This window comes from Pigmentiphaga sp. CHJ604 (genome assembly GCF_036972535.1).
Taxonomy (GTDB): Bacteria; Pseudomonadota; Gammaproteobacteria; order Burkholderiales; family Burkholderiaceae_B; genus Pigmentiphaga; species Pigmentiphaga daeguensis.
This window is the reverse complement of record NZ_CP136998.1, coordinates 5,813,093-5,837,919: the sequence shown is the minus strand read 5'-3', so window position 1 is coordinate 5,837,919 and position 24,827 is coordinate 5,813,093. Positions and strand designations below refer to the sequence as shown.

The following is a 24,827-nucleotide window of genomic DNA, read 5'->3' as shown; positions in this document are numbered from 1 at the left end:
CCGCTCCTGCTAGCCCCCCACGCGCGCCATCCTCACCCCCAACGCCCCCAGCGCCGTCGCGGTGGCCAGCCCCACCACGCCCAGCCAGCCCGCATGCGCCCACACCAGGCTGCCCAGCCCCGCGCCGGCGGCCATGCCGATGAACATCCCGGCCACCAGCAGGGCGTTCAGGCGGCTGCGCGCCGCGGGCTCCAGGCCGTAGACCTGGGTCTGGCTGGCAACCAGCGAGGCCTGCACGCCGAAGTCGAAGCCGATGGCGCTGGCCACCAGCAAGGCGAGCTGCGCCTGTGCCGGCAGCACCTCGGTCAGCGCCAGGCTGGCGAACGAGACGGCCGCGATGATGGTGGCGATGCGGGCCACGCCGTCGGAGCCGCGGCGATCGGCCAGCCGGCCCGCGAAGGGCGCGGCCAGGGCGCCCGCCGCGCCGGCCAGGCCGAAGGCGCCGGCGGCCGTGCTGCCCAGGTGGAAGCGGTCGTGCAGCATCACGGCCAGCGTGCACCAGAAGGCGCTGAAGCCCACCGCCAGCAGCCCCTGCGCGTAGACCGCACGGCGCAACGCGCCGTGGCGGCGCCACAACTGCGCCATGGAAGCCAGCAGCGCGCCGTATCCCAGCTGCGCGGTGGGCGCGAAGCGCGGCAGGCCGCGCGCCGCCACCACGCCCACGCCGGCGATGGACACCGCGGCCACCACGAACATGGCGCGCCAGTTCCAGTATTCGGCCACGAAGCCGCTGATCACGCGCGACAACAGGATGCCCAGCAGCAGGCCGGTCATGACGGTGCCGACGGCCTTCCCGCGCTGCGCATCCGGCGCCAGCGTCGCGGCCGCCGGCACGATGTCCTGGGCCAGCGTGGCCGCCAGTCCCACCGCCAGGCTGGCGGCCAGCAGCCAGCCCACGCCCGGCGCCAGGCCGCTCAGCAACAGGGCCAGCGCCAGCACCGCCGACTTGCCGACGATGATGCGGCGGCGGTCGTAGCGGTCGCCCAGCGGCGCCAGCAGCAGGATGCCGGCCGCGTAGCCCAGCTGGGTCAGGGTGGGCACCAGGCCCACCGTGCCTTCACCGGCCCCCAGGTCCTGGCCCAGCAACCCCAGCATGGGCTGGCTGTAGTAGATGGAAGCGACGCTCAGCCCCGCCCCGGCGGCCAGCAGGCCGACCAGCGAGGTGGTCAACCGCGTGGCGGGTGCGGCAGATAGGGACGCACCATGCGCGATTTGTATGGATGGCATGCTCGTAAACCCGTAAACAAAAGTGTGGACGGGATTGTGCATGGCGGTAGTTACGTCGTGTAGCCCCTGTGGGCGCAGATTCGTTATACGCTTGACGCATGAAAACCGGCGCCTCCCCGTCCATCGATCGCATCGAACTGATGCAGACCTTCGTTCGCATCGTCGAAGCCGGGAGCCTGTCCGCAGCCGCCGTGCAACTGGGCACCACCCAGCCCACGGTCAGCCGCAGGCTGCAGACGCTGGAACGCCTGCTGGGACTGCGCCTGCTGCAACGCTCCACCCACGGCATGACGCTGACCAGCGACGGCGAACGCTGCTACGCCCATGCGAAGGAACTGGGCGCGACCTGGGACGCCATGGAGGCCGACCTGCGCGGCGCCCACGACGAGCCGCGCGGCACCCTGCGCGTGCTGGTGCCGCATGCCTTCGGCCAGGACCAGATGATCGCGCCGCTGACCGACTACCTGCGCCGCTATCCCGAGGCCTCGGTCGAATGGCTGCTGCAGGACCGCCACGCCGACTTCATCGCCGAAGGGCTGGACTGCGCGATCCAGGTGGGCGCGGTGAACGACCCGGACGTGGTCGCCATCCTGCTGGCCGAGGTGCCCCGCATCGTCGTGGCCGCCCCGTCCCTGCTGCCGGGCGGCGCGCCGCCGGACGAGGTCGCGGCCCTGGAAACACTGCCCTGGGTGGCGCTGAACATGTACTACCGGAACGAGGTGGTGCTGACGCGCGGCGCCGATGGCCTCGGCCACCGCTTCCCCATCCGCCCGCGCATGAGCACCGACAGCCTGTATGCGCTGCGCGCCGCCATGCTGGACGGCGTGGGCGCCGGCATCGCGTCGGCCTGGGTGGTGGCCGACGACCTGCGGCAAGGCCGGCTGCGCCATGTCGCGCCCCAATGGCGCGCCGCCTCGCTGCCGGTCTACCTGATCTATCCGTACGCCCGCTACTACCCGGCCAAGCTGCGCGCCTTCATCGACATGATGCGCGCCACCATGCCGACCATGGCGGGCGTGGCGCCGGCGTTACCTTCCTAATCCTGGCAGCCGCGCCTTTCATGCCTTGCTATCGCGCCAGCATCTGAACCGCTCGCGCATGCAAGTCATGTTGCCCCACCCCGGGCAGAAGCGAGACCTGCCCGGTGTTGGACAATCGTTGCAACAGTTGCTTGCGCTGGGGCTCCGTGGCCTTCGAAGCAATCGTAGGACCGAACTGCGCCGCCATGACCGCAGCGACCTGCTCTCCGCCGGAAGACGATCCAAGCAACTGGCCGAGCATGAAATCCGGCATGGCGCTATCCGATACGCCAGCCAGGCGCCCCCGGGCCTCCAGCCAATTGTTGTAGTCCACGTAGGGGAATCCTCCGGAGGCCCATCCTGGCGTGCGGCCGGGCTCCTGCGCCAAGAGAAACGCATCGAGCTTCTGCCGGCTGCCTGCGCCGATGGACTCGGTGAACTTTTCGGACTTCAGGTAGGCGCCCAGAAGACGCGTCAGCGTGACGGCTTCCGGTCCATTTGCGCGAAGCCCGCCGAGTACGAGAATGGAATCTATGGTCGCATCCTGGTCGGCAGCAGGCAACGCGGGAATCTGGATGATGGATTCCCGCATGAAATGCTCCGCGCCCAAGGCGCCCCGCTGGTTCGCCTGATGGATCAAAGCCGCCGCGCGCGGCCCGGGAACTGCGCGCGAATAAGCCAGCACCGCTGCGCGGGCAACGTCGCTATCCTGGTCAGCCGCTGCATGTTGGAGAAAAAGTAGGACATCGCTATTCCGGATCTGATCAGCGTCAGTAAGAGCAGGACCGGCCGAGGGCGCACGATAGATGCCAGCGATGGCCTGGACCAACTGTACGCGGTTCTTGCTCGGCGTGTCCTTCCGCGTAAACTCGTCCTTCAGCGCCTGCAGTTGGTCAACTGGCTTGAGAAACCCGATGGCACTTACGGTATAAGCCGCGAGTGTCGGCACTGTGCGATACATCTGATAAGCCTTCCAGAGTGTGTCGAACTTAGCCTGAGTACTCACGCGTTGGTTCTCGATCAAAGCACGCGTCGCGATATCCAGATCACCGATGCTCTGACTCTTGGCCGCCTCGTTTACAGAGCCCAAATAGGTCTCAGCCGGGCTAGCCAAAAGGTCTTGTGCGGCAAGAGCCTGGGACAAGCCGGAAAGGACGATCGCAAGTGCAATATTGCGCATGTTGAATGTCATCTCGGCCTCCCTTACCGAATGCTAAACGCGTAAAACATCGTGTTGGGCAACTGCGTGCCGGGGAAAGAAGCAACGGGGACCGTATTGCCGGTTCTCCACACCTCTCGCACGAAGGTATCGCATCGGAACTGACCCATCGTCGGCCCCTTATAGACCGGCTGGGCCGGGGGACCCCAAGGGGGTGATTCTGGGGTGTACCAGCCTCCAGGTTGTGGATGGGTATAAAACACCGTTGTCGTGTATGTAGCTCCAGCGGCCCACCAGAGGCTTGCCTGCCACTGGAGCGCATAGTCCGGCGCATACGAAATGAGGTTGTCGCAATAGGCAATGTTGTTGCACACCTGAACATTCGGTCGGCTCATTAGCGAGGAGTAATAACTCGCCCCCCAATAGGACGTCCTCGACTTGAAGTTTGCGAGCGTATTCTGTTGAAGCGGTGTCGCTTCATCCAACATCTCAATCACGTAACCAACTGCGCCACTCCAAAGACCGACGTGGCCGATCGAACCAAGCAAAGGCACATTTAGGTCGCGGCCGACCATGTCTGCGTTCTGCCAGGGATCCGCGGCATGAACGAGGGTTGCAGCGCAAGCGATGCTGCAGCTGTGAGCACGCGTTTCATGTTTCCTCCCGCAATATTCTCTGATTGGTGAATAACGAAAATAAGCGATGCTTTTAAATAACGAAACAAGAAAAACCCTAAATAGGTGCTCACATTGGTGAACCCTCGGACCTCCCCCACGTCTGTAATTGAAAATGCGTTGATTCGGGGGCTAGCACTCCAGTCGGTTCGCCACCGCCCCCGCGCTCACTCGACCGTGATGTTCGCCGCCTTGACCAGTCTGCCGTACTTGGCGCTTTCGGCGCGGACATAGTCCGCGAACGCCGGGGGCGACGAGCCCTTGCCGACAAATGCCTGTTCGCTCAGCGTCTGCTTGACCCGCGGCGAGTCGATGGCCTTGCGCACGGCGTCGTGCAGCCTGGCCACCACGTCGGCGGGCAGGCCCGCCGGCCCCCACAGGCCGTACCAGGACACCATCTCGAATCCCTGCAGGCCCGATTCGGCCACGGTGGGCACGTCGGGCAGCGACGGCAGGCGCTGGGCGCTGGTAACGGCCAGGGCCTTGGTGCGGCCGGCCTTGACCGGCGGCAGCGATGACGGCACGGCGTCGATGACGGCGCTGATGTGGCCGCCCATTAGGTCGGTCAGCGCCGGCCCGGTGCCCTTGTACAGCACGACGGGGATGTCGGCCTTGGCCTCGTAGCTGATGGCGGCTTCGGCCAGGTGGCTGGCCGAACCGGCGGCGGAGGCGCCGAAGAAGTATTTGCCGGGCGCCTGGTGGGCCAGCGCGATGAACGACTTGAGGTCTTTGGCTGGCACGCCGGGGTTGGCGGTAACCAGCAGCGGCACCTCGCCCAGGTTGGTGATGGGCGTGAAGTCCTTGTGGATGTCGTAGGGCAGCGACTTGAGCAGCCACGGGCCCGCCGCGAAGGTGGAGGCGTTGACCAGCAGGGTATAGCCGTCGGCCGGGGCGCGCGCCACGGCTTCGCTGCCTATGGATCCGCTGGCGCCGGCGCGGTTCTCGACGACGAAGGTCTGGCCCAGCTGCTGGCCCAGGCTGTCGGCGAACACGCGCGCCACCGCGTCCACCGTGCCGCCCGGCGGGTAGGGCACGATGACGCGGACGGGCCGCTGGGGATAGGCCTGCGCGCTGGCGGCCATGGTGGCGGCGCAGGCCAGCAGGCCCGCGAGATATCGGATGAAAGGCTTCACGTCGGTCTCCTTGTCGTTGTGATGGGGCGGGGCTAGGGTTGTCGGCGCTCGAAGATCCTGAGCGTGTCGTCGACCAGGTCGCGTTCGACGTCGCGGGTGATGAACACGATGCGGGTGCGATGGTCGTCGTCGGGCCAGGCGGGCAGGAAGGAATGGGGGTGGAACACGTGCTGCACGCCGTGGATGACCACCGGCGTGCCGGGATGCTCGACCACGTTGAGGATGCCTTTCACACGCAGCAGGTCGGGGCCGCGCAGCGTGGCCAGCATGGCCAGCCAGCGCTGCACGCCGGCCCATGACACGGGTTCGTCGCGGGTCACCACGTACGAGCGGATGCGGTCGCCGTGGCGGGTGCGGTCGTGATGGTGATGGTGTTCATGTCCGTGCCCATGATGGGCGGGGTGTCCGTGCGCGTCGCCATGTGCCTCGTGCGCCTCGGCACGCAGCCAGCGCCGCACGTCACGCGGACGGCCGTCGGGCGCCGCCAGCCAGTCGCCGTCGTCCTTGCCGGCGCGTACCAGCTCGGCCCCGGGGTTGATCGCCCGCAGCCGGTGCAGCAGGGCCTCGGACTGCGCGGCGGACGCGAGATCGGTCTTGGTCAGCACCAGCAGGTCGGCCACCGCCGCCTGCTTCACGGCTTCCTCCTGCCGGTCCAGCGTATCGATGCCGTTGCAGGCATCGACGGTCGCGGCCACGTGGTCCAGCCGATAACGGCGCGCAACCTCCGGCTCGCTCATCAGCGTGTGCAGGATGGGCGCGGGGTCGGCCAGCCCGGTGGTCTCGATCACCACCCGCCGCAGCGGCGCGGCCTGGCCCGCCAGCCGCCGGTCCAGCCGGTCGAAGGCCTCGACCAGGTCGCCGCGTATGGTGCAGCAGATGCAGCCGTTGGCCAGCAGCACCATGTCCTCGGCGCTCTGCTCCAGCAGATGGTGGTCCAGTCCGACCTCGCCGAACTCGTTGATGATGACCGCCGTGTCGCGCAGCGCGGGCCGCGCCAGCAGGCGGTTCAGCAGCGTGGTCTTCCCGCTGCCCAGGAAGCCGGTCAGCACCGTGACCGGTATGCGGTCGTCCGTCTCCGTCATGGCAAGGCTCCGGAACGCGCGCCGCCGTGCAGGCGCGCGAAAGAACTCAGGGTGCGATCCAGGCGGCCCAGCAGCCATGCGGCGCCGGCGGCCGCGGCATCGTTGCCGGGATCGGCCAGCGCCGCCAGCACCGCCGCCACGCCACCCTCCTGCCCGGCCGGGGCGTGGCGTTCGAGCAGGGCATGGGCCTCGGCCTCGCCCAGGCGCCCGGCCTCGTCGCGCAAATAGTCCAGGATGTCGCGCTCGAAATCCTGCAGTCGCAGCGTCACGCCACCCATGCCGCACGCGCAGGCACCGCCCATGGACACGTGCTGCAGCGCCACGTCGTTCCACAGGCGCAGCAGCGCGGCGGCGCGGGCGGCGGCATCAGGCGGCACGGCGGCCCCGCAGCGCCTCGGTGGCGGCCTGGTCCACCGCGCCTTCCGCGGTCACCGCCACGCCATAGACATCGCGCGCCGCCTGTGCGCTGACATAGCCTTCGCGCACGTCCTCGGCCACGGTCTCGGGATCGCGCCCGCGCGGATCGCCGAAGCCGCCTCCTCCGCCCGACAGCATCTTGTAGGCATCGCCGCGCTCCAGCCGCACGTTGAAGATCTTGGCGTTGGGCATGCCGTCGTCCCATTCGCCCTTGCGGCGGATGGCGATGCCGTTGCCCGCGGCCTCGTGGCCGCCCTCCAGCCCCCAGGGCTTGCAATGCATGCGGTCGATGCGCGTGGTCACCGCGAAGGGGGACAGCGCCTGCACCACCATCTCCGCGCCCAGCCCGCCGCGATAGGTGCCCGCGCCGCCGCTGTCGGTGCGGATGGCGTAGCGTTCGACCAGGACCGGATACTTGGCCTCGAGCTGCTCGGTGGGACTGTTGTGGGTATCGCCGTCGTTGATGCACACCGTGACCGACACGCCGTCCTCGCGCGACTTCGCGCCCCAGCCGCCGCCCAGCGGGCCGATGCCGACGATGAACAGGCGGCCGTCCTCGGGCGAGATGCCGTGGATGTTGGGGAACACCAGGTCGGCATGGTGGCCGGCGATGGCGCGGTCGGGTATGGCCGGCGCCAGCGCCTTGAAGATGGTGTCGATGACGGTCATGGGAAAGGTCATCCAGACCCGCATCGGGAACGGGCGTTCGGCGCTGATGACGGTGCCCATGGGCATGACGACCTTCAGCGGACGGAAGTTGCCGTCGTTGACCGGATAGTCGGTGGGCGTGGTCAGGCACTTGAACGCCACCTGCGCGCAGGCGATGCCGGTGGTGAAGCCGGAGTTGTAGAAGCCGCGCACCTGCCGGCTCACGTCCGACAGGTCGATGGTCATCTCGTCGCCCTGCTTGATCACCTTGACGCGGATGGGAATGCGCCGTCCCACGTCCACGCCGTCGTCGTCCATGTAGGACTCGGCCTCGTAGACGCCGTCGGGAATGCTGAGCGTGTTCTGCCGCGCCACCGCCTCGGACTGGTCCATGATCTGCGCGATCGAGCCGTGCACGGCGTCGGCGCCGTAGCGCTGGACCAGCTCCAGGAAGCGCCGCTCGCCGGTGGTGATGGCGGTGATCTGCGCGCGCAGGTCGCCCAGCGCGCGCTCGGGCAGGCGCACGTTCATCGCGATGATGTCGACCAGGTCCTGGTTGACCACGCCCGCGCGGCGGTACTTGACGATGGGAATCTGTATCCCTTCGGAGAAGATGTCGGTCGTGACCTGGCCCAGCGTGCCGCCCACGTCCAGCCAGTGCGCCATGCAGCAGGTGAAGGCGACGATGCGGCCTTCGTGGAACACCGGCATGGTGAAGGTGAAATGGTTCAGGTGGCTACCGGTGACATAGGCGTCGTTGGTGACCAGGATGTCGCCGGGATGGATGTTCTCCAGCCCGAAGTGGCGGATCTTGGCCTTGACGGTCTCGGACATCCCGCGGATGAACATGGGCAGGCCCAGGCCGATGGACACCGTGTCGCCCTCGGGCGTGAACAGGCCCACGGTGAAATCCAGCGCCTCGTAGATGATGAGGTTGTAGGCGGTCCTCATCAGGTTGGTCTTCATTTCCTCCGTGACGGCCAGGAGGCCGTTGCGGATGATCTCCACCGTGACCGGATCGACGGTGGGCTGGTTCGTTTCTCGCGCGTTCATCAACGTTCGCTCCCGATGGCCACATGCAGGTTGCCGCAGTCGTCCACGGTCAATTCGTCGCCCGGCTGGACGACGGTCGTGGAGGCGTGTTCTTCGATCAGGGCCGGCCCCGGGATACGGTTGCCGGCCAGCAGGGCGTCGCGGCGGTACACCGGCGTCGGCACCTGGCCGTGCGAGCGGAAGTACACCGGCTTGGTGGCGCGCAACGCGTCCTCGGGCGGCGTCTGTCCACCGGCCCGCACCGCGTGGCGCGGCGGCTTGCGCATCACGCCCAGCACGGTCACGCGCAGGCTGACGATGTCGGCCGGCTCGGCCGGCGCGCTGGTGCCGTAGCGGATGGCGTGGACGTCGTCGAAATGGCGCTTGATCGCATCGCGGTCCTGGCGTTCGAAATACACGCGGGGCAGGTCGACGGTGACCGCGTGCTCCTGGCCGACGTAGCGCATGTCGGCCGAGCGCTCGATGACGATATCGTCCGGCCGCACCGCCGAGGCCGCGACGGCCGCGCGCCCTTCTTCTTCCATGGACGCGTACAGCGACTCGATCTCGTCGAACGAGAGATCGTCCAGGTGGCGGAACACCGAGCGCACGTAGTCGTAGCGCAGGTCGCTGAACAGCATGCCGTAGGCCGAGAAGTAGCCCGGCGCGTAGGGAATGAGCACGCGGCGGATGCCGAGCTCGCGCGCGATGGCCGAGGCATGCAGCGGCCCCGCGCCGCCGTAGACCACCATGGTGAAGCTGCCGGCGTCCAGGCCGCGTTCGGTGGTGACGGCCTTGACGGCGTGCGACATCGCCGTCACCGCGATGCGCAGGATGCCGTCCGCGGCCTCGACCGTCTCCAGGCCCAGCGGCGCGGCGATGCGCTCGTGCATGGCGGCGCGCGCGCCTTCCAGGTCCAGCGGCATCTCGCCGCCCAGGAAGTGCCCGGCATCCAGGCGGCCCAGGACCAGGTTGGCATCGGTCACGGTGGGCTCGGTGCCGCCACGGCCATAGCAGACCGGGCCCGGCATGGAGCCGGCGCTCCGCGGCCCCACCCGCAGCGCATTGCCCAGCTCGACGCGCGCGATGCTGCCGCCGCCGGTGCCGACCTCGAAAATGTCCATCATGGGGATCTGGATCGGCAGGGCCTTTTCGTAGCCGCCGATCAGCGCGCTGCCCGTGGTGAGCGGCCGCCCTTCGCTGATCACGCCGGCCTTGGCCGTGGTGCCGCCCATGTCGAAGGCGATGGCGTCGGGCAGCCCGAGCTGCGCGCAGATCGCCTGGGCGCCGATGACGCCCGCGGCCGGACCCGATTCCAGCATGCGGACGCATTCGCGCCGCGCATGTTCCAGCGGGAACAGGCCGCCGGTGGACTGGACCGCATAGAAGTCGCCGCCGAAGCCGCGCTCGCCCAGGTGCGTCTCCAACTGGCCCAGGTAGGCCGACACGCGCGGACCCACATAGGCGTTGGCGACGGCGGTCGACACGCGTTCGAACTCGCGGTATTCCTGCGACAGTTCGTGCGAGGCGGTCACGAAGGCGTGCGGCAGTTCCTCGAGCAGGATTTCCTTCACGCGTTTCTCGTGGTCGGGCTGGCGATAGGAATGCAGCAACAGCACCGCCGCCGCCTCCACGCCCTGCGCCTTGAGCTCGCGCGCGACCTCGCGCACCCGCGCCTCGTCCAGCGGCTTGTGGACGCTGCCGTCCGCGCGCAGCCGCTCGGCGACTTCATAGCGCAGCGAACGCTTGACCAGCGGCGTGTGCTTGGAGAAGAACAGGTTGTAGGCATCGGGACGGTTGACGCGGCCGATCTCGTAGATGTCGCGGAATCCCTCGGTGATCAGCAGCGCCGTCTTCGCGCCGTTGCGTTCGAGCAGCGTATTGATCGCGATGGTCGAGCCATGCAGGAAGAGATAGCCGTTGCGCAGGTCGATGCCGGCGCCGTCCAGCGTGTGCTGGATGCCCTCGACCAGCCGGCCGTGCGTGGACAAGGCCTTGCCGAAATGCAGGGTGCCGGCGCTTTCGTCGAACGCGGCCATGTCGGTGAACGTGCCGCCGATGTCGACGGCGATGCGCAGGGGCGCCGGTGCGGGCGCCAGATTGGGTGCGGTCATGGTGGTGGGCGCGATGCGCGCGATGTCGTGATGGCTGGCAGTGTAGGAAGCGCGCAGATATCTTCCTAGACTGGTATCCGAGATTTCAGACATGCCAAAATAGAGATGTCTTCACGCAGGCGACATCCCATGAACCATGCCGATCTGAAACTGTTCGTCGAAGTGGCCGAAAGCGGCAGCTTCACCAAGGTGGCGGCCGCGCGCATGACCGTGCAATCGCACGTCAGCCGCCAGATCGGCAACCTGGAACGCGAGTGCGGCGGCAGGCTGTTCCGCCGCACGGGCCGCGGCGTGGTCCTGACCGAACTGGGCGAGCACATCATCGCCCGCGTGCGCACCTGGCTGGCCGACACCGACCAGCTGTTCCGCGAGATCCGCTCCACGTCCACGGTGCCCATGGGCGAGGTCCGCCTGGGCATCCTGCCTTCGGCCGCCCATCCGCTCCTGACCACGCTGTTCGGCCGCGTGCGCGAGCAATACCCCCTGATCCGCCTGAACGTGCGCGAGGGGCAGGGCGGGGAACTCGATGCGCTGCTGGACGCGGGCCTGGTCGACATGGCCATCCTGTTCCGCTTCCACAAGCCGGCCAGCGCCGAGGAACGGCTGCTGGCCACCGGCCACACCTATCTCGTGGCGCGCCCCGGCGATACGCTCACGCGGGCGCCCTCCGTCGATTTCGCGCGCCTGCAGGACCTGCCCCTGGTGCTGCCCCGGCGGCCCGCCCACTGGCGCGCGATCCTGGACGAGACCGCCCGCAGCAAGGGCTTCGCGCTGCAGGCGGTGATCGAGGCCGACTCGCTGACCGCGCAGAAGGAACTGGCCGCCACCCAGTCGGTATATGCCGTCCTCGGGCCTTATTCGATCATGCACGAACTGCGCCAGGGGTCGCTGCAGGCCACCCGCCTGGTCAATCCGGACCTGCGCCGCTACGTCACGCTGGCCTTGCCCAAATCGGGCGTGATGACCCCGGCCTGCCAGGCGGTTTCAGCGATGTTGCAGGACATCGTCGCGCAATGGGGCGGCGACCTCAGTCCGCCCGGCAGGGCGATGGGATACACTGCCCGGCACCATCGCGCCAGGTCCGACTCCAGATGAAGCCCCCACCGCGTCATCCGGCGATAGTCGCCACGCAACTCACAGGGGCACCGGGATGAGCAAGAGCACCGACAAGCCACGCGCCGACCGGCGCCTGCTGCAGCAGATCATTTCGGGGCTGGCCGAGGGCGTCGTGCTTCTCGATCCCGACGGTTCGGTCGTCTGGGCGAACGAAACGGCGCTGGCCATCCATGGCGCGGGAAACCTGGCCGCCCTGGGCCGCACGGCCCAGGACTACGTTGCCGCCCATACGCTGAAGTACCGCAACAACCATGTCCTGGCTCCCGCCCAGTATCCCATCATGCGGGTCCTCGCAGGCGAAAGCTTCACGGACGTCGTGGTCGAAGTGACCCGGCCCGCCGACGAGTCATTCCGCCGCATTCACCAGGTACGCGGCCTGGTCCTGACCGGCGCGTCCGAGGAACCCGAGGCCCTGGTGCTCGTGATCCAGGACGCGACGGACCGGTACGGCGCGGAGGAACGCTTCGAGCGCGCCTTCAGCACGAACCCGGCGCCCGCCATCATCTGTGGCCTGACCGATCTGCGCTACATCAAGGTCAACCAGGGTTTCCTGGACATGACCGGATATGACCGGGAAGAAGTCCTGGGTCGTTCCATGTATGAACTCGACGTGCTCAACGAAGCGGCGCGGCGCGACGAGGCGATACGCCTGCTCCAACAGGGACGCACCATCCCCCAGATGGAAGCCACGCTGCGCCTGAAGGACGGCGGCACCAAGCTGGTGATCGTGGCCGGCCAGCCCCTCGAGGTCTGCGAGGACCCCTGCATGCTCTTCACCTTCATCGACCTGGAGCCCCGCCGTCGCGCCGAGGACGCCCTGCGCCAGACCGAGGAACGCTTCTCGAAGGCCTTCATGCTGGCTCCCGTGCCGATGGCGGTGTGCGATCGCGGCGACTTCGCGCTGATGGCCGTGAACGAGGCCTTCATCGCCGCCACCGGCCACGAGGCTCCGGACGTCCTGGCCAAGACGCCAGCCGATCTGCATCTGTGGGCCGACGCCGCCGTCCATCGCAAGCTGAAGGACGACCTGGATATCACCGGCAGCGTGCGCAACGCCGAAGTCGCCTTGCGCACGCGCGGGGGGGACGTGCTGGACTGCCTGCTGTCGGCCGAGACCGCCACCATCAATGGCCAGGCCTGCGTGCTCGTGGCGATCCAGGACATCACCGACCGCAAGCGCGGCGAGGAAGAGCTGGTCGCGGCCATCGACGCGGTCATGCAGGACGCCTCGTGGTTCAGCCGCACCGTCATCGAGAAGCTGGCCCAGATTCGGCGTCCGCAGGACACGCTTGCCAGCACTGCGGCGCTGTCGGAGCTGACGCCGCGCGAGCACGAAGTCCTGGGACGCATGTGCCAGGGCGAGAACAACGAGCAGATCGCAGCGGCGATGCGGGTGTCGCCCAATACGGTGCGCAACCACATCGCGATGCTGTACAGCAAGATCGGCGTGCATCGCCGCAGCGACGCCATCGTCTGGGCGCGCCAGCGCGGCGTCACCGGATACGAAGCGCCGGCCAAGGGAAGGCGGCACGCGCGTCCCCGCTAGGCCGCCGTCTTCGGGACAGAAATACTATCGCCGCTGGTACGGACTCATCTAGCCGCTGTCCCGGCTCAACGCTACAGTCTGTTCCTCCCCCAGTCCGGCAACGGACGGCACCCTTACCATCGATGAGGAGTTCGCATGGACAAGGATCGCATCGGCGAAGCCAAAGACAAGCTGCGTGGCGACCTGAACGAGAAATGACGCAGCGGTGGTCCCCGGTCCCGGTCCCGGACCCAGCGGCCGCCGTCCCATTCCAACCGGGACCTTCGCACCCGGTCCACCAGCAGCCTACATGACAAGCAAGCGCGTTCCGCAACACGACGCCCCGCCAGCCGATCCGGTCTCCACTCCGTCCTCCGAGGACACCAGCACCACCCACGAATTGCGGCTGCGCGAGCTGCACCATCGCATGCGCAACGGCCTGCATCTTCTTTCCAGCGCCCTGCAGGTCCAGGCCAGGCGGTCCGACAACGAGGACGTGCGCCGCGAGCTTGGTATCGCGGTCAGCCGCATCGAAAGCCTGGTGCGGCTGCACGACCATGCCTACCGGCACGAGCCCGAGGCGGCGCCCGACGCCGCCACCTACCTGGCCGACCTGGCCCGGCACCTGCAATCGGCGCTGATCGATCCCCGCTCGGACCGCATGCTGGCCATCGTCTCCAACGGCGCGGTTCCGCTGGATGGGGAAGCCGCGATGTCGCTCGGCTCGGTCCTGATCGAGCTGGCGACCAATGCCGTCAAGTACGGCGCCGGCAACGTCCATCTCGACGTGGAGTACGGCCCCGGCTTGGTCACCGTGATCGTCGAGGACGAAGGCGTGGGCTTTCCTCCGGAATTCGAGCTGCCGGCCGATGCCGGCTTCGGGCTGCGGCTGGCCGGGCGCATCTGCGAACAGCACGGCGGCTCGCTGACCATCGACCGGTCCGTGGCCTTCGGGCGGATCATCGCGGTCATCGGACTGGCGCGCTAGGACGCCAGCCGCCAGCGCGGATCCCGCTCGAAGCACGCCGACACGAATTCGACGAACTCGCGTATCTTCAGCGACGAATGCCGCGGCCGCGGGTGGATCACGTACAGGGTGCGCGACGCCGGCGTCCAGCCGGGCAGCACCGGTACCAGCCGCCCTTCGTCCAGCGCCTGCGCGATCATGAAGGTCGGCAGCATGGCCAGGCCCGAGCCGCCCAGCAGCGCATCCTTGAGCACCTGGCTGTTGTTGCTGCGCAGGCTGCCGCCCACATGCACCATGCGCTCGGTGCGGCCATCCGAGAAATGCCATTCGTCCGGCGCCGGCCCCCGGTCGTAGATCAGGCAGTCGTGCCGCTTCAGGTCCTGCGGCGCAGCGGGCGCCTCGCGCCCCGACAGGTAGCCGGGCGAGGCCGCCACGGTGCGCGTCATGCGGGCGATGGCGCGGGTGGCATGCGTGGGGTGGTTGACGTATTTCTGGTTGCTGCCCAGGGCCAGCGCAACGTCGTAGCCTTCGTCGTCCAGGTCGACGAAGCGGTCGTTCAGCGTCATCTCGACCTTGACGGCGGGAAACTGCCGCAGGAACTCGCCCATCATGACGCCGAAGCCCGCGTAGTCCAGCGAAACCGGCGCGCGCACCTTCAACACGCCGCGCGGCATGGTCTGCATCGACGCGGCCGAACGCTCGACTTCCTCCAGGTCATCCAGCAGCCGCGCGCACTGCGCGTAGTAGCTGCGGCCCGCCTCCGTCACGTTCAGGCGGCGCGTGGTGCGGGCCACCAGCGAGGTGCCCAGGTGCAGCTCCAGCCACGTCAGGTACTTGCTGACCGATCCGACCGACATGCCCAGCTGGCGCGCGGCCAGCGTGAAGCTTTCGTGCTCGACGACCTTGCGGAACACCGACATCGCCACGAACCGGTCCATATTTTTTCCGGATTGGAAAGCAATTTTTTGATCTGACGATGTTTATCGCCGATGTGGAAAATGTCAACATGGCTTCCACACGCAGTCGCGCGCGTCCTGCCTCCGCCCACCCGGCGGCCCACGGCCTGGTGGCCCGGGCCCCGGGGATCTCCGCCATCGCATCCGAGGGGACACATGAGCCGCACGCTGATCAGGAACGCTTCCATTCTTTCCATGGATCCCGCCGTGGGCGACTTCGCCCAGGCCGACATCCTCATCGAAGGCGACAGGATCGCCGCCATCGGCCCCGGCCTGAACGCGGCCGCCGACGAGGTGGTGGACGGCACGCACCGCATCGTCATGCCGGGCATGGTCAACGCCCATATCCATACCTGGGAATTCCAGCTGCGCGGCATCGGCGCCGACTGGGTCGGCAGCCGCGACTACCATGCCAACCTGCACAAGAAACTGGCCACCTACTACACCGCTCGCGACGTCTACCTGGGCAACCTGCTGGGCGCGCTGAACCAGTTGCGCAACGGCACCACCACCATCGTCGACTGGTGCCACATCCTGCGCGACGCCGAGATAACCGACGCCGCCATCGACGCGCTGGAGGAATCGGGCATACGCGCCGTGTTCGCGCGCGGCACGGTCAAGCCGCCCGAGCGCGAGGGCGCCGTCCCCTACTACAAGCAGCCTTTCCCGCGCGACGAGATCCATCGCCTGCGCACCGGCCGGCTGGCCACCGACGACGGGCTCGTCACGCTGGCCATGGCCATCCTGGGCCCGGACCACAACATCGGCCACGGCAACTGCTTCGACGACACCGAACTGAAGATCGTGCTGGACGCCGGCTGCACCATCACCGCCACCAACCTGACCGAAATGCTGAACTACGAGCAGCCGGCCATGCTGGGACGCCTGGTCAAGCACGGCGCCACGCCCTCGCTGGGAACGGACTGCGATCCCTATTTCAACAGTTCCATGCTGTGGGTCATGCGCCATGCCTTCCTGCACCAGCGCGAACTGGACAACCGCAGCCTGCACGCCGAAGGCAAGTGGCCGGCCAGCACGCAGCACTCCACGCTGACGCGCGACGCCATCTACTGGGCCACCATGGGCGGGGCCAAGGCCTTCGGCCTGGACGGCAAGACCGGCTCGCTGGCGCCGGGCAAGCAGGCCGACCTGATCATGATCGACACGCGCGGCATGAACATCTTTCCCGCCCATGCCGGCGGCAATCCCGCGCACATCGTCGTCATGTACGCGGAAACCTCGGACATCGAGAACGTCATGGTGGCGGGCCGCTTCGTCAAGCGCGACGGCCGCCTCGTCTTCGACGCCGGCCGCCTCGCCCGCCTGACGGACGAACTGCTGGCGTCCCGCCTGCGCCTCTTCCAGGAAGGCTCGTTCAAGAGCGTGCCGGTCGAGCGCGGACCCCAACCCGGGAGGTTCCTGGTATGACACGCCGCCGATTCATCCGCGACCTGGCCACGCTGGCCGGGGCCGCCGCCACCCTGCCCGGCGCCCGCGCGCTGGCCCAGGATGCCTGGCCCGCCAAGCCCGTCCGCCTGATCCACGGTTTCACCGCCGGCGGCGCGGTGGACATCCAGGCGCGCCTGCTGGCGCAGCAACTGACCGAACGCCTGGGCCAGACCGCCTACGTCGAGGGCAAGCCCGGCGCGGGCGGCACGCTGGGCGCGAACTTCGTGGCCAAGGCCCCGCCCGACGGCTACACGCTGTTCTTCATGGCCTCGGGCCATTCGGCGGCGCCGGGGCTGTACAAGTCGCTGCCCTTCGACCCGGCCGGCGACTTCACGCTCGTCCATAAACTTGTTCCGATGTAAACAATTTTGAAACTATATGGAGGGAAGTCCTAATCCGCCGGTCCGGCTCCGGCCCCCCGCTTCCGGGGATCGTCCCCCCGCGCGCCCCAGGCTCCCAGGCCGCCCGGCCTGCGCTCAACCCAGCGCGGGACCGGTCCCTTCAACGAAGGCCCGCACCAGGTGATGGGCGATGGCGTAGGGCCTGGGCGCGGACAGCCCCTCGGGATGCGTGCCGTCCAGCATCTGGCGGACTTCCTCGCGGGTGAACCAGCGCGCGTCTTCCAGCTCGTTGCGGTCGATCACGATGCCGGTGCCTTGCGCGCGGGCGAAGCAGCCTATCATCAGCGACGACGGGAAGGGCCAGGGCTGCGACGCGAAGTAGGCCACCTCGGCGCAGGCGATGCCCGCTTCCTCTCGGATCTCGCGCCGCACGGCGTCCTCGATGGTCTCGCCCGGCTCCAGGAAACCCGCCAGGGCCGAGTACATGCCCGCCGCGAAGCGCGGCTGGCGGCCCAGCAGGCAGCGGTCGCCGTCCACCGCCAGCATGATCACCACCGGGTCCACGCGCGGAAAGTGCTGGGCGCCGCAGGCCGGACAGTCGCGGCGCCAGCCCGCGCAGGCCACGCGGCTGGGCTCGCCGCAGTTGGCGCAATAGCGATGCCGGTCGTGCCAGCTCAGGATGGCCTTGGCGCCGCCCAGTTCGCCCAGCACGTCGGGCGGGAACAGGCCGCGCATGGCGATGCTGCGCAGGTCCAGCAGTTCCAGCCCGGACCGGGAGGCGGCCGCCTCGGCCAGCCCGCCGTCCAGGGCCACGGCGAACAGCGGGCGGCCCTGCTCGTCCTGCCCCAGGAAGATCTCCTGCCGCGCGGGTCCCAGGCCTATCCAGGCCTCGGCGGTGAACAGGGGGGAAGGCGCGGCGCCGCTCGCATCCAGCAGGGGCACGTCGCCGACGAAAACCATGAACCGGGCCGCCGCATCGTGCCGGCGCGCCCGGACGAACTCGCCGTCGGCGCGCGCCTCGGACATGCGGTCGAGCGGATTGAGGCCGAAGCCCACGGCGGCGGAACGGTCGAAGGGTGGCATGGAATGGCGGGCGGCCGCGCGCAGCGTGCCACCGCAGAGTCGTCTGATCGACGATTCTAACGCCGTGCGTTCAGGACGCGCCCGGGTTCAGCAGCGTGCGCAGGCGCTGGCGCATCGGCGTCTCGGCCGGCGCGTCGTCACCCAGTGCGCGGCGGACGAAATCGCGGCTTTGTCCGCTGCGCAGGTTCACTTTGCGCGTGACCTGCCCGTCCTGGTAAAGAAAGGCGACATCGGCCAGCTCCAGCACGTCGTCGATATCATGCGTGATCATCAGCACGGGGATGCCCCACTGCCGCGCTACCTCGGCCAGCTCCTTGCGCAGTTCGCCGCGCAGCATGGGATTCAACGCGGCGAAGGGTTCGTCCAGCAACAGGGCGCGGGGCTGGCAGGCCAGGGCCCGCGCCAGCGCCACGCGTTGTTGCTGGCCGCCCGACAGCACGCCGGGCCGGCTGCCGGCCATGGCGGTCAGCCCGAAGCGGTCGATCAGGGCCTGCACGCGCCGCCCGTCCTCGGGCGACAGGCGACGACGGCGCCACGAGGTCAGGCCGAAGGCGATGTTCTGGCGCACCGACAGATGCGGGAACAGCGCGTAATGCTGGAACAGGTAGCCGATACCGCGCGCGGGCGGCGCGACGTCGATGCCTTGCGCGGCGTCGAACAGGGTCCGGCCGTCCAGCCGGATGTGGCCGGCTCCGGGCCGCAGCAGTCCGGCCACCGCCTGCAGGGTCAGCGACTTGCCCGAGCCCGACGGCCCGTACAGCGCGACGAAGGGCGCATCGGAGGCGAAGCGAGCCGCCAGGTCGAAGCGCCGGCTGCCGTCGCGCACCGTCAGCGCGATGTCGACATCGATCACGGCTTGCCGAATCCGTAGCGGCCCAGCACCTGCTGGCCGGGGGCGGACACCAGGAAGTCGACGAAGGCCTTGGCCTGCGCCTGATGCTTGCTGCCGGACAGCACGGCCACGGGATAGGTGACCGGGGTATGGCCGCCGGCGGTCAGCGTGATCCTGACCTTGTCCTGCATGATGGCCGCGTCGGTGCGGTAGACGAAGCCGGCGTCCACCTCGCCCCGGCTCACGTAGTCCAGCACCTGGCGCACGCTGTCGGCCTGGATGAACTTGGGTTCGAGCGCGGTCCACAGGCCGGCGCGGTCCAGCGCCTGCCTGGTGTAGTTGCCCACCGGCACCGTGGCGAGCTTGCCGACGGCGATGCGCTTGACCGGCGCGCCGGCCAGGTCCTGCAGCGAGGCGATGGCAGGACCGCCCTGCGCGGGCGTGACCAGCACCAGGCTGTTGGCGGCGAAATCGCGCCGCGTCGGCACGTCGATCAGGTTCTGCGCCACGGCCTTGTCCATCGTGGCCTGGTCGGCGCTGGCGAACACGTCCACCGGCGCGCCCTGGCTCATCTGCTGGAGCAGCGTGCCCGAGGCCGCGAAGTTGAGCCGCACCGTGGTGCCGGGATGCCGTTGCTCGAATTGCTTGCCGAGGTCCTTGAAGGCGTTGGTCAGGCTGGCCGCGGCCGATACGGTGATCTCCTGGGCGCAAGCCTGAAACGGCAGGGCGAAGGCAAGCAACAGGGCGGCATGGCGGATGCGGGACATGGGGTTCCTTCAGCGTAGCGACAGATAGCGGTTGCAGGCCACCAGGATGGCGATGGAAATGGCCGAGGTGATGAGCACCAGCAGCAGGGCCAGGTCGTCCTGCCCCGCCTGCGTGGCGTCGTAGATGGCCATGGAAAGCGTTTGCGTGCGTTGGGGAATCGAGCCCGCCACCATCAGCGAGGCGCCGAACTCGCCCATGGCGCGCGCGAAAGCCAGCAGGGTGCCGGCCAGGATGCCCGGCCAGGCCAGCGGCAGGGTCACGCGCACGAACACCGACCAGCGCGACTGGCCCAGCGTGCTGGCGGCGGCTTCCAGGGTACGGTCGATGCCGCCGAATGCGGCGCTGGCCGACTTCAGGACCAGCGGCAGGGCGACGATGGCCGAGGCCACGACCGCGCCGTGCCAGCTGAAGATGATGGTGTAGTCGAAGTGCTCGTAGATCCAGCGGCCCAGGGGGCTGCGCCGGCCCGCCGCCAGCAGGATGGCGTAGCCGATGACCGTGGGCGGCAGCACCAGCGGCAGCATGAACACGGCCTCGGCCATCGAACTGCCCGGAAACGGCTTGCGCGCGAACAGCCAGCCCAGGCCCACGCCCGCGACCAGGGCCAGCACGGTGGCCAGGGTCGCGACCTTCAGGGACAGGATCAGCGGAAAAGCGTCGAAGGAATCCAGCAGCGCATTCGTCATATTCCGAAGAATACAGCGAATCCTGGCTGGACGGTAGCGCGAGCGAATGCCGGGCGGGGCCCGGACTCGCGTCAGTCGACGAGCATGCTTGCCATGGCGGCGATGTCCTCGGCCGCGGCCGAGCGGGCGGTGGCCTCGATCGAACGGTAGCGCCGTATGAGTTCGCGGCCCGCGTCGGTCACGACCGTGCCGCCGCCGCGCGCCCCGCCGGCGGCGCTCTCGACCGCGGGCTCGCGCAGGGACCGGTTCAACTCGTCCACCAGCAGCCAGGCTCGGCGATACGACATGCCCATCTGCTGGGCGGCGGCGGTGATGGAGCCCGCCTCGAGAATGGCTTCCAGCAGCGCAATCTTGCCCGGTCCGATCGCGATGGAAGCGTCGCGGTAGACCCGCAGCCGGAACTGGAACCGGGGCTTGGTGGAGGTATCCATGGCACGAGGGGAAGCATCGGTGATGCCGCCGATTGTAGGCGGATAGGGATGCCTGCGGGCCGCCCGGCCCTATCGGCCGTTCAGTCGACTCCCAGCCTGAACCGGAACACGGTCCCGGGTCCGCCGTCTTCGACCAGGCGGATGTCGCTGCCATGCAGCGCGAGCATGCGCTGGACGATCATGAGCCCCAGCCCGCCGCTGTCCTGCGCTTTGCGGCCCCAGGCCGGGATCCGCTTGAACAGGCGGGGCCGCAGCGCCGCGGGGATACCCGCTCCGGTATCACGGACGTCCACCCGCACGCCGTTGCCGGCCGCCGCCAGCCCCACGGTGATCTGCGTGCCGGGTGGATTGTGGCGGATGGCGTTGTCCAGCAGGTTGGTCAGCACGCGCTCGATCATCGCGATGTCGGCATGCACCTGCGGCAATGCCGGCGGGATCTCGGTCTGCAAGCGCTGGCCGCGCGCCTCGGCCGCCAGCTCGAACTTCTGCACGACGTCCTGCACCAGGTCGGGCAGGGCGAAGGTTTCCCGCTCGGGCTGGACCAGGCCCGACTCCAGGCGCGCCAGCTCGAACAGCGCCTGCGCCAGCACGCCGACCTTGCGGCTCTGGTCCAGCGCGATGTCCAGGTAGCGATGGCGCTCGCCCCGGGACAACAGACCGTCCTTCACGCGCAGGGTTTCCAGGTAGCCGTGCAGCGAGGTCAGGGGGGTGCGCAGGTCGTGCGAGATGTTGGCGACCAGTTCCCGCCGCTGCTGGTCCTGGCGGGTCAGTTCGCGCCACTGCTCGGCGATGCGCCGGCTCATCTGCGCGAAGGCGGCGCGCAGCGTGGCGATCTCGTCGCGCCGGCCGTCGTCGGGCGCCGGCTCCGGCGCCACCACGGGCACGTCGCTGGCGGCGTCGAAGTCGCGCACGGTATCGGCCAGTGCGCGCAAGGGGCGGGTAATGAGGCGGAAGGCAACGAGGCCCATGATCAGTCCCAGCAGCGCGACCAGTCCCATGGCCAGGCCCGTCATGCGCCACACCGAATGGCGGGCGAGCCCGGCGGCCAGCGCATCGTGCGTCTCGCCCTGCAGGATGACGTAGACGTAGCCGGCTTCCTTGCCGTCGACGCGCACCGGGGCGGCGTTGAACACCTTGCGCGCGTCCGTGCTCCGGGGGTCGTCGCCGAGTATGGGCAATTCGGCGCCGGCCATCAGGCGGCGCACCGGTGCCAGGTCGATGTGATCGCGCACAAGGCGGCCGGGCGGGGCCGCATGGCCGACGATGCGTCCGTCGGGATCGAGCAGGTAGAGCTCGACGGCGGGATTCACCGCCATCAGCTTGTCGAACAGGTCGCGCACGGCATCCGGCTTCCAGCCGCCCGCGTCCATCAACTGCGCGGTACCGGCGATGTGCGCCGCCAGCCCGCTGGACAACTGCTGCACGACCTCCTGTTCGTGGCGCGCCGTGGCCTGGATCTGGAACAGCAGCGAGATCCCGCTGCAGGCCAGCAGCAGCACGGCGAACACCAGGGACAGGCGCTGCGTGAGCGACAGGCGTTTCATGGCGCCGCGGCCTCGTCCCGCGCGCCCGAGGCGAACTTGTAGCCTCGGCCCCATACCGTCAGGATGCGCCGCGGCTCGGACGGGTCGTCCTCGATCTTGGTGCGCAGGCGGTTGATGTGCGTATTGACCGTGTGTTCGTAGCCGTCGTGCTGGTAGCCCCACACTTCGTCCAGCAGGTCCATGCGCGAGTACACCTTGTCCGGATGCCGCACGAAGAAGGCCAGCAGGTCGAACTCGCGCGGGGTCAGGTCGATGGCCCTGCCGTTCAGCCGGGCCGTGCGGGCCAGCGGATCCAGGTCCACGCCGTGCAACGACAGCAACCCCGCCTCGATGCGCGCATGGCGCGCCAGGGCGTCCACGCGGCGCAGCAGCGCCTTGACGCGCGCCACCAGCTCCAGCATGGAGAAGGGCTTGGCGAGGTAGTCGTCGGCGCCCAGTTCCAGTCCGACGATACGATGGACTTCGCTGGAACGCGCACTGGTGATGATGATGGGGGTGTAGCGTGCCATGGCCCGGGCCCGGCGGCAGATTTCCAGTCCGTCCACGCCAGGCAGCATCAGGTCCAGGACCAGCGCATCCCAGGCCCCGCCCTCCAGCATGCGCATGCCCTGCTCGCCGTCGGCCGCATGCTCGACGGCATAGCCCTCGTCGCGCAGGTGCATGCGCAACAGTTCGGCGATATGGGCATCATCCTCGACGATCAGGACGCGCTTGACCCGTTCCATGAGCCTGCCTGTAGAAAACCGTAGACCGCATTCTCGCCAATCCCGGCGCGGGAAATCATCACATTTATTTTAAGTTTGCGTGAGGACTCCGGTATGGCGGGGGGCCAACAATGCGGCAAACCTCGAACGGAGAGCCCGCATGTCCCCGACGGCCGTCCCGGCGATTCACCCCCCCGCTTCCCGCCTGCCCCCGGTCCATCCCGCGTGGGTGCGCATGTCGCATGCCCTGAATGCGCTGGCCGTGCTGGTCATGGTGGCGAGCGGATGGCGCATCTACAACGCCTCGCCGCTGTTCGGCTTCACGTTCCCGGAGGCGGTCACCCTGGGCGGATGGCTGGCCGGCGCATTGCAATGGCATTTTGCGGCCATGTGGCTGCTGGCCGGCAACGGCGCGGCCTATCTCGCGCTGAACCTGGCGACCGGGCGCCTGTTCCGTCGCTTCCTGCCGCTTTCGCCCCGCGGCGTGCTGCGCGACCTGGCGGCGGCGCTGCGCGGCCGCCTGGCCCACGACGATCCGCGCCGGTACAACCAGGTACAGCGCCTGGCCTACCTGTTCGTCATGGTCGATGTCGCGCTGCTGGTCGTGTCGGGCCTGGTGCTGTGGAAATCGGTGCAGTTCGGCATGCTGCGCGAGTTGATGGGCGGCTACGAGATGGCGCGCCGCGTGCATTTCGCCGCGATGGCCGCGTTGGTGGGATTCGTGGTCGTGCACCTGGCCATGGTGGCGCTGGTGCCGCGCACCCTGCGCGCCATGGTACTGGGCAGGTAGGGGACGGCCATGGAAAAACGTTCCCGCCTGTCCGCCTCCGATGCCGACCTGGCGTTGCGCGAAGCCCGGCGGCTGCTGACCCCTCGGATCGAACGGCCCGAGCGGCGGGCCTTCCTGACCCGCACGCTGTCCCTGGGCGGGCTGGCCCTGCTGTCGGGCTGCGAGATCACCGGCCAGGCCGGTGTCGAGCAGGCGCTGTCGGCCGTTTCCCGTTTCAACGACAAGGTGCAGGGCTGGCTTTTCGATCCGGACGCCCTGGCGCCGACCTATCCCGCGTCCATGATCACGCGCCCCTTTCCCTTCAACGCCTATTACGGCGTGGAAGACGCCCCCGAGGTGAACGAGGCGGACTACCGGCTCGAGATTGCCGGCCGCGTGGCCGACCGCCGGCCATGGCGCCTGGCCGACTTGCGGGCCCTGCCCCAGGCCGAGCAGATCACCCGGCACATCTGCGTGGAGGGCTGGAGCGCCATCGGCCGCTGGGGCGGCGTGCGCTTCTCGGACTTCCTGGCCCGCATCGGCGCCGACACCGGCGCCCGATACGTGGGCTTCAAGTGCGCGGACGACTACTACACCAGCATCGACATGGCGACGGCCCTGCATCCGCAGACGCTGCTCACGTTGAGCTACGACGGGCGCACGCTGCCACGCGAATACGGTTTCCCCATGAAGCTGCGCATGCCGACCAAGCTTGGCTACAAGAATCCCAAGCACGTCCAGGCGATTTTCGTCACCAACGCCTATCCGGGCGGGTACTGGGAAGACCAGGGATACAACTGGTTCGGCGGCAGCTGAGCCGAGGTTCCATACGGCGCGGATTCCCCGCGCCCTCTTTCGACCCACGCTTCAAGGAGCGACGCATGAAGAAACTGACCCCTCTCGTTCTTTCCCTGAGCATGGCCCTGGCCGCCGTCACGGCCCACGCCGCCGATAGCATGGGCAAGGACAACATGGCCAAGGACGGCATGGGCAAGGACGCCATGTCCCAAACCGCGCCCGCCAAGGACGCGATGAAAAAGGACGACATGAAGAAAGATGCCATGGCCGGCGACAAGATGAAGCACGACGGCATGAAGAAGGACGACATGAAGAAGGACACCATGTCGAAGGACGGCATGAAGAAATAGGGT

Annotated in this window: 24 protein-coding genes; 9 read left to right on the top strand and 15 right to left on the bottom strand. The window is 68.4% G+C overall.

Annotation, left to right across the window (positions count from 1 at the left end; genetic code table 11):
• Nucleotides 1–9 precede the first annotated feature (9 nt).
• The gene (locus tag R4823_RS28145) at nt 10–1,227 is read right to left on the bottom strand and encodes an MFS transporter (protein WP_132980182.1); all 1,218 of its coding nucleotides are present in this window, start codon (nt 1,225–1,227) and stop codon (nt 10–12) included.
• Between the two features lie 98 nt (nt 1,228–1,325).
• Here R4823_RS28145 and R4823_RS28140 point away from each other — a divergent pair, with 98 nt between their 5' ends.
• Complete coding sequence (locus R4823_RS28140) at nt 1,326–2,267, top strand: LysR family transcriptional regulator (protein WP_338616949.1); 942 nt, start codon at nt 1,326–1,328, stop codon at nt 2,265–2,267.
• A gap of 28 nt (nt 2,268–2,295) precedes the next feature.
• On the opposite strand, the gene R4823_RS28135 is transcribed toward R4823_RS28140, so the two are convergent.
• The 6 genes from R4823_RS28135 to R4823_RS28110 form a co-directional block, all read right to left on the bottom strand.
• Nucleotides 2,296–3,438: a hypothetical protein gene (locus R4823_RS28135; RefSeq protein WP_132980181.1), complete on the bottom strand. Its 1,143-nt coding sequence runs from the start codon at nt 3,436–3,438 to the stop codon at nt 2,296–2,298.
• 808 nt (nt 3,439–4,246) lie between these two features.
• Nucleotides 4,247–5,212 carry a tripartite tricarboxylate transporter substrate binding protein gene (locus tag R4823_RS28130; RefSeq protein ID WP_338616947.1) on the bottom strand — a complete coding sequence of 322 codons (966 nt, stop codon included), beginning with the start codon at nt 5,210–5,212 and terminating at the stop codon, nt 4,247–4,249.
• Nucleotides 5,213–5,244: 32 nt separating this feature from the next.
• Nucleotides 5,245–6,294 carry a GTP-binding protein gene (locus tag R4823_RS28125; RefSeq protein WP_279817034.1) on the bottom strand — a complete coding sequence of 350 codons (1,050 nt, stop codon included), beginning with the start codon at nt 6,292–6,294 and terminating at the stop codon, nt 5,245–5,247.
• On the bottom strand, nt 6,291–6,671 hold the full coding sequence (locus R4823_RS28120) for a hypothetical protein (RefSeq protein ID WP_087840468.1): 381 nt from the start codon (nt 6,669–6,671) through the stop codon (nt 6,291–6,293). Before R4823_RS28120 ends, R4823_RS28125 begins: the two co-directional genes overlap by 4 nt.
• Nucleotides 6,661–8,412 (bottom strand): hydantoinase B/oxoprolinase family protein, encoded by a 1,752-nt coding sequence (locus R4823_RS28115; protein ID WP_338616946.1) that lies wholly within the window; start codon nt 8,410–8,412, stop codon nt 6,661–6,663. The genes R4823_RS28120 and R4823_RS28115 overlap by 11 nt, the downstream gene beginning before the upstream one ends.
• On the bottom strand, nt 8,412–10,505 hold the full coding sequence (locus tag R4823_RS28110; protein WP_087840464.1) for a hydantoinase/oxoprolinase family protein: 2,094 nt from the start codon (nt 10,503–10,505) through the stop codon (nt 8,412–8,414). The genes R4823_RS28115 and R4823_RS28110 overlap by 1 nt, the downstream gene beginning before the upstream one ends.
• A gap of 129 nt (nt 10,506–10,634) precedes the next feature.
• Between R4823_RS28110 and R4823_RS28105 the strand changes: the two genes are divergently transcribed.
• From R4823_RS28105 to R4823_RS28095, 3 genes are all read left to right on the top strand, one after another.
• On the top strand, nt 10,635–11,600 hold the full coding sequence (locus R4823_RS28105; RefSeq protein WP_338616945.1) for a LysR family transcriptional regulator: 966 nt from the start codon (nt 10,635–10,637) through the stop codon (nt 11,598–11,600).
• A gap of 55 nt (nt 11,601–11,655) precedes the next feature.
• The gene (locus R4823_RS28100; RefSeq protein WP_338616943.1) at nt 11,656–13,167 is read left to right on the top strand and encodes a helix-turn-helix transcriptional regulator; all 1,512 of its coding nucleotides are present in this window, start codon (nt 11,656–11,658) and stop codon (nt 13,165–13,167) included.
• Between the two features lie 289 nt (nt 13,168–13,456).
• Nucleotides 13,457–14,134 carry a sensor histidine kinase gene (locus tag R4823_RS28095; protein WP_338616942.1) on the top strand — a complete coding sequence of 226 codons (678 nt, stop codon included), beginning with the start codon at nt 13,457–13,459 and terminating at the stop codon, nt 14,132–14,134.
• Here the strand turns inward: R4823_RS28095 and R4823_RS28090 are convergent.
• Nucleotides 14,131–15,051 carry a LysR family transcriptional regulator gene (locus R4823_RS28090; RefSeq protein WP_087840458.1) on the bottom strand — a complete coding sequence of 307 codons (921 nt, stop codon included), beginning with the start codon at nt 15,049–15,051 and terminating at the stop codon, nt 14,131–14,133. The genes R4823_RS28095 and R4823_RS28090 overlap by 4 nt on opposite strands.
• 174 nt (nt 15,052–15,225) lie before the next feature.
• On the opposite strand from R4823_RS28090, the gene R4823_RS28085 reads away from it, so the two are divergent.
• The gene (locus tag R4823_RS28085) at nt 15,226–16,497 is read left to right on the top strand and encodes an amidohydrolase family protein (protein ID WP_338616941.1); all 1,272 of its coding nucleotides are present in this window, start codon (nt 15,226–15,228) and stop codon (nt 16,495–16,497) included.
• A complete protein-coding gene (locus R4823_RS28080) occupies nt 16,494–16,880 on the top strand; it encodes a tripartite tricarboxylate transporter substrate-binding protein (protein WP_279817024.1) in 387 nt (128 codons plus the stop codon). The genes R4823_RS28085 and R4823_RS28080 overlap by 4 nt, the downstream gene beginning before the upstream one ends.
• A gap of 114 nt (nt 16,881–16,994) precedes the next feature.
• Here R4823_RS28080 and nudC read toward each other — a convergent pair whose 3' ends face one another.
• The 7 genes from nudC to R4823_RS28045 all read right to left on the bottom strand — a co-directional run bounded on the left by nudC (nt 16,995) and on the right by R4823_RS28045 (nt 22,928).
• The gene (nudC, locus tag R4823_RS28075) at nt 16,995–17,942 is read right to left on the bottom strand and encodes an NAD(+) diphosphatase (protein WP_087840453.1); all 948 of its coding nucleotides are present in this window, start codon (nt 17,940–17,942) and stop codon (nt 16,995–16,997) included.
• A gap of 70 nt (nt 17,943–18,012) precedes the next feature.
• A complete protein-coding gene (locus R4823_RS28070) occupies nt 18,013–18,795 on the bottom strand; it encodes an ATP-binding cassette domain-containing protein (RefSeq protein WP_338616940.1) in 783 nt (260 codons plus the stop codon).
• Complete coding sequence (gene modA / locus R4823_RS28065; RefSeq protein ID WP_338616939.1) at nt 18,792–19,541, bottom strand: molybdate ABC transporter substrate-binding protein; 750 nt, start codon at nt 19,539–19,541, stop codon at nt 18,792–18,794. Before modA ends, R4823_RS28070 begins: the two co-directional genes overlap by 4 nt.
• 9 nt (nt 19,542–19,550) lie before the next feature.
• A complete protein-coding gene (modB, locus tag R4823_RS28060) occupies nt 19,551–20,228 on the bottom strand; it encodes a molybdate ABC transporter permease subunit (protein WP_338616938.1) in 678 nt (225 codons plus the stop codon).
• 71 nt (nt 20,229–20,299) lie between these two features.
• Nucleotides 20,300–20,659: a LysR family transcriptional regulator gene (locus tag R4823_RS28055; protein WP_087840449.1), complete on the bottom strand. Its 360-nt coding sequence runs from the start codon at nt 20,657–20,659 to the stop codon at nt 20,300–20,302.
• 80 nt (nt 20,660–20,739) lie between these two features.
• On the bottom strand, nt 20,740–22,203 hold the full coding sequence (locus R4823_RS28050; RefSeq protein ID WP_338616935.1) for a HAMP domain-containing sensor histidine kinase: 1,464 nt from the start codon (nt 22,201–22,203) through the stop codon (nt 20,740–20,742).
• Complete coding sequence (locus R4823_RS28045) at nt 22,200–22,928, bottom strand: response regulator transcription factor (protein ID WP_338616934.1); 729 nt, start codon at nt 22,926–22,928, stop codon at nt 22,200–22,202. The genes R4823_RS28050 and R4823_RS28045 overlap by 4 nt, the downstream gene beginning before the upstream one ends.
• Before the next feature lie 139 nt (nt 22,929–23,067).
• Here R4823_RS28045 and R4823_RS28040 point away from each other — a divergent pair, with 139 nt between their 5' ends.
• The 3 genes from R4823_RS28040 to R4823_RS28030 all read left to right on the top strand — a co-directional run bounded on the left by R4823_RS28040 (nt 23,068) and on the right by R4823_RS28030 (nt 24,824).
• Nucleotides 23,068–23,697 (top strand): cytochrome b/b6 domain-containing protein, encoded by a 630-nt coding sequence (locus tag R4823_RS28040; RefSeq protein ID WP_279817013.1) that lies wholly within the window; start codon nt 23,068–23,070, stop codon nt 23,695–23,697.
• 9 nt (nt 23,698–23,706) lie between these two features.
• Complete coding sequence (locus R4823_RS28035; RefSeq protein WP_338616932.1) at nt 23,707–24,492, top strand: molybdopterin-dependent oxidoreductase; 786 nt, start codon at nt 23,707–23,709, stop codon at nt 24,490–24,492.
• Between the two features lie 65 nt (nt 24,493–24,557).
• Nucleotides 24,558–24,824: a pentapeptide MXKDX repeat protein gene (locus tag R4823_RS28030; protein WP_338616930.1), complete on the top strand. Its 267-nt coding sequence runs from the start codon at nt 24,558–24,560 to the stop codon at nt 24,822–24,824.
• The last annotated feature ends 3 nt before the right edge of the window (nt 24,825–24,827 follow it).